Annotated in this window: 2 protein-coding genes; both read left to right on the forward strand. The window is 73.9% G+C overall.

Going from position 1 to position 4,841, the window contains the following annotated elements; all coding sequences use genetic code 11:
- The coding region (locus ACJ73U_RS45455; RefSeq protein ID WP_407784019.1) for an amino acid adenylation domain-containing protein at window positions 1–4,152 on the forward strand (4,152 nt) is incomplete at its 5' end.
- A partial coding sequence (locus ACJ73U_RS45460) for an AMP-binding protein (protein WP_407784020.1) occupies window positions 4,149–4,841 on the forward strand: 693 nt, incomplete at its 3' end. The genes ACJ73U_RS45455 and ACJ73U_RS45460, both read left to right, overlap by 4 nt.

The following is a 4,841-nucleotide window of genomic DNA, read 5'->3' on the forward strand; positions in this document are numbered from 1 at the left end:
CGGCCGTGCCTGCTCGGCGGGAGCGGGTACACCGAGCCGAACGCGCCTTACCACGAGTACGCCGTCGGCATCGGGGCCGGGATGACCGAAGCGCTGCGGCACACCGCCCGACGGCACGGCCTGACACTGAGCACGCTCGTGCACGGCTGCTGGGCGCACACCCTGAGCGTCCACATCGGACAGTTCGACGTGGTCTTCGGGAGCACGGCGGCGGTCCGGCCCGGCGAGGTGCCGGACGTGGACCGGATGGTCGGGCCGATGATCACCACCGTGCCCGTGCGGGTGACCGGCCGGCCGGGGGAGCGGATCGCGGCGCAGCTCGCGGCACTGCAGGACCGGTTGTTCGAGGCACGCGAGCAGGTTCCGGTGCCGCTGGGCGAGCTCATCGCACGGAGCGGCCGGTCGGCCGGTGAGCGGCTGTTCGACACCGCCGTGGTGTTCGAGAACGCGCCTCGTGCCGCTGCCGGCGGCATGGTCGGCGACGGCGTCGACCGCGTGCTCGGTCGGGTCCGCGTCGCGGTGTCCCAACCGGACACACCGCTCACGCTGATCGTCAAACCGGGTGACGACGATGTGGTGCTGAAGTTCGTGTACGACGCGTCGGTCGTCGACGACGGCGCCGTGCGACGGGTCGCCGCGCTGACGGCCGCGTTGCTCGCCGAGGTGGCGGCCGGGGACATCGAACGCACCTGGGCCGACGTGCCGCTCGGCGCCCGGCCGGCGCACGCGCCCGTGGTGCCGCGGCCGTCCGGCACCGTCGTCGACATGTTCGAGGCGGTCGTGCGCGCGCGGCCGGCCGCGCGGGCGCTGTGGACGGCCGACACGTCGGTGGACTACCGGGAGCTGAACCGGCGGGCGCACGGGCTGGCCGGCCGGTTGCGGGCGCTGGGCGTCGGGCCCGACGTCGTGGTCGGCGTGTGCCTGCCGCGTGGTGTCGACCTCGTCGTCGCGGTGCTCGCGGTGCTCAAGGCGGGTGGCGCTTACCTGCCGATGGATCCCGCGCATCCGCGGTCCCGGCTGGAGTTCGTGCTCGCCGACAGCGGCGCCCCGGTCGTCATCGGCCAGACCGAGGACCGGTGGCCGGGCGGTGTCACCACGGTCGCCCCCGACGAGAGCGCGCAGCACGAGCCGCACAGGGCGCTGCCGGGTCAGCTCGCCTACGTGATCCACACGTCCGGCTCGACCGGGTCGCCGAAGGGCGTCGCCGTGGAGCATGCCGGGCTGGTCAACCGCCTCGTGTGGATGGCCGGCGAATGCGGGCTCACGCCCGAGGACGTCGTGGTGCAGAAGACGGCGTTCAGCTTCGACGTGGGCGTGTGGGAACTGCTGTGGCCACTGGTGTTCGGCGCCACCCTCGCGGTGACGGCGCCGGGAACGGAACGCGACGCGAAGCTGCTGGCCGCGGCGATCGCCGACTCCGGTGGCACGGTCGTCCACTTCGTACCGTCTGCTTTGGACGCTCACCTGCGCACCGGCGGTCTCGTGCACGACACCGTGCGGTTGTTGGTGTGCAGTGGTGAGGCGTTGCCGGAACGCGTCGTGCGTGAGGCGAGGAGGGCCTTCCCCGCGGCACGCCTGTACAATCTGTACGGGCCGACCGAGGCGACGATCGACGTGACGTGCTTCCCCGTGCCGGAGGACCTGTCGGGACCGCCGCCGATCGGCCGGGCGATCAGCGGGCACGAGGTGGTCGTCGCCGATCCGCTCGGCAGGGAGCTGCCCGACCTGGTCACCGGTGAACTGATGATCACCGGCGTCGGACTGGCCAGGGGGTACGTCGGCAGGCCCGCGTTGACCGCGGAGCGGTTCGTCGCCAACCCGTGGGGACCACCGGGATCCCGGGCCTACCGCAGCGGGGACCTGGTCCGCCGTCGGCCGGACGGACTGGTCGACTACGTCGGCAGGGCGGACTTCCAGGTCAAGATCAGGGGATTCCGGATCGAGTGCGGTGCGGTGGAGGCAGCGCTGTCGGCCCTGCCCGGGGTGCGGGACGCGGTCGTGGTCGCGCGCACCGACGGCGCGGCCACCGTGCTCGTGGCCTATGTGACGGGTGACGCCGACCTGTCTGCGCGCCGGCTGCGGGACGTGCTGGCGGACGTGCTGCCGGCGCATGAGATCCCGGCCTTCTTCGTGGTGCTCGACCGGCTGCCGTTGACCCCGGCGGGGAAGGTGGACCGAGCCGCGTTGCCGGCGCCGGGACCCGCGCGGCACGACGGCGACCCCGGCCACGTCGGCGCGCGCACGAGGACGGAACAGGTCCTCGCCGACATCTGGGCGGAGGTGCTCGGCGTGCCGAGGGTCGGCGTGGTGGACGACTTCTTCGCCCTGGGTGGGCATTCGCTCGCCGCGATGCGCATCGCCGGGCTGGCGGGCAGCGCGCTGGGCATCGACGTGGCGGCGGCCGACGTGTTCCACGCCGGCACCGTGGCGAACCTGGCCGACCGCCTCAGCGACGCCGGCCCCGCCACGCCAGGCCCCGTGCCGACGTCGCGCGACCGGTCCGCCGTGCCGCTGTCCCTGCAGCAACAGGGTCTCTGGCTGATGGACCGGCTCGCGCCGGGCAGCTCGCTCTACAACGTGCCCGTCGTGTTCCGGTTGCGCGGGCCGCTGGATGAGCACGCGTTGTGGCAGGCACTGACCGGGCTGGTGCAGCGGCACGAGGTGCTGCGGACCCGCTTCCCGGCCACCGACGGCGTTCCGCACCAGGTCGTCGAGCAGGTGCTCGGGCTGGGGCTCGCGGTGGAGAACGTCGGATCGGCGGCCGAGGCGAGGCGGGTCGTCGAGGACGAGCTGCGCGTGCCGTTCGACCTCGGCAGGGCGCCGGTGCTGCGGTGCCGCCTGCTGCGGCTGGGGTGGGAGGACCACGTGCTCGCGCTGGTCGTGCACCACATCGCGATGGACGCGTGGTCCAAGGACATCCTGGTGCGTGACCTGTCCGACGGGTACGCGGCGGCGACGCGCGGTGTTCCCGCCGCTCGCCCGCACCTGCCCGTCCAGTACGGCGACTACGCGCGGTGGCAACGGGAACGCCTGCGGGACACCGAGGACTCGCACGTCGAGCACTGGCGGCGGCGGTTGGCCGGCGCGCCGCCCGAGCTGGTCCTGCCGACCGGTCGCCGCCGGCCGAAGCGGCCGAGCCACGCCGGGGGCACCCTCGACCTGTCCATCCCGGCCGACGTGGTGACCCGGCTGGACGAGCTCGGCCGCGCCAACTCGGCCACCCTGTTCACCGTGCTGCTCGCCGGCTTCCAGGCGTTGCTGGCCCGCTGGACCGGGGTGGACGACGTGGTGGTCGCGACCCGCTTCGCCGGCCGGACCCGGGCGGAGCTGCAGGACATGGTCGGCATGTTCGCCAACACCCTGCCGCTGCGCACCGACTGCGCGGGTGACCCGGCGTTCGTCGAACTGCTCACCCGGGCGCGGGACACCCTGCTGGACACCCAGCAGCATGTGGACCTGCCGTTCGAACGGCTGGTGGAGCGGCTGGAGGTGCACCGGGTGCCCGGGCGTGCGCCGCTGGCGCAGATCGCCATCCAGGAGGTCGGCGGGTCAGGCGCGGCGCCGGAGTTCCCCGGGCTGCGGGCCGAACGGTTCGACGTGGGTGTCGACACGTCCCGGCTGGACCTGGTGATCTCGGTGCGCCGTGCCCGGGACGGCTCGGTGACCGGCCACCTGACCCACGCCACCGACCTGATCGACCACGACATGGCGGCCCGCGTCGCCACGGCGTGGACCATGCTGCTCGCCAACGCCGCGGCCACACCGCACGCGCCGCTGTCCGCGCTGGCCGCCGATCCGGTCGCCGTGCTCGACGCCGGCGCCACCACCGCCGAGCCAGTGCCCCAGGTCGTCCCGGCCGACGCGGAACCCGCGGCGGACCCCCGGGTGCTGCCGGCGTTGGCCGGCATCTGGCGGCTGTTGCTCGACCTGGACGAGGTCGCCCCGGACGAACACTTCTTCCGGGCCGGCGGCCACTCACTGCTGGCCACCCAGCTGTGCTCGCGGATCCAGGCCGAGTTGGGCGTGCGGGTCGACCTGGCGGAGGTCTTCACCCACCCCCGGCTGCGGCAGCTCGCGGCGCTCGTGACCGCCAGGACGGGCGCACCGGGCGACGCCAGGACCCCACCCCCGATCCAGCGGAGGCAGCGATGACCGAGACGATCGCCGGGACGACCACGGCCACGAGCACGACGATCCACCACCGGTTGGACGTCCTCGCCACCCGGACCGACGCGCCCGCGTTCGCGGACGCCGGCGGCGTGCTCGCCACCCACGGCGACCTCCGCCGGATCCGCGGCGGCTGGCAGCACCGGCTGCGCGCCGCCGGCGTACACCGCCACGACCGGGTGGCGCTGGTGATGTCCGGTGGCTGGTGGATGGGCGCGATCCTCACCGCGACGACGGGTGCCGCGGTCGCCGTGCCGCTCGACCCCGGCCTCACCGACCACGAGCTGAGGGACTACCTGGGGATGCTCGAACCGGCCGCGATCGTCGCCGACCGCGCCACCGCCGACCGCGTCGCCGCGCTCGCCGAGGCCGGGGTGCTGGTGCTGGTCGCCGACCACGACATGGTTGACGGGACACCGGACGACGAACCGCGACTGCCGGGTGATCTCGCGATGCTGCTGCTCACCTCCGGCACCTCGGCACGGCCGAAGGTCGTCCAACTGACCAACGGCAACGTGTTGGCCGCGGGCACCAGCGTGGCCGGCACCATGGAACTGACTCCCGCCGACCGTGCGCTGAACCTGATGCCGATGCACCACGGGCACGGGCTCTTCGCCGGCCTGCTCGGACCGCTGCTGTCCGGGGGCAGCACGGTGTGCGACCGGCTGCGGGAC

Origin of the sequence: Actinophytocola sp. (genome assembly GCF_045807065.1) — a bacterium.
Taxonomy (GTDB): domain Bacteria; phylum Actinomycetota; class Actinomycetes; order Mycobacteriales; family Pseudonocardiaceae; genus Actinophytocola.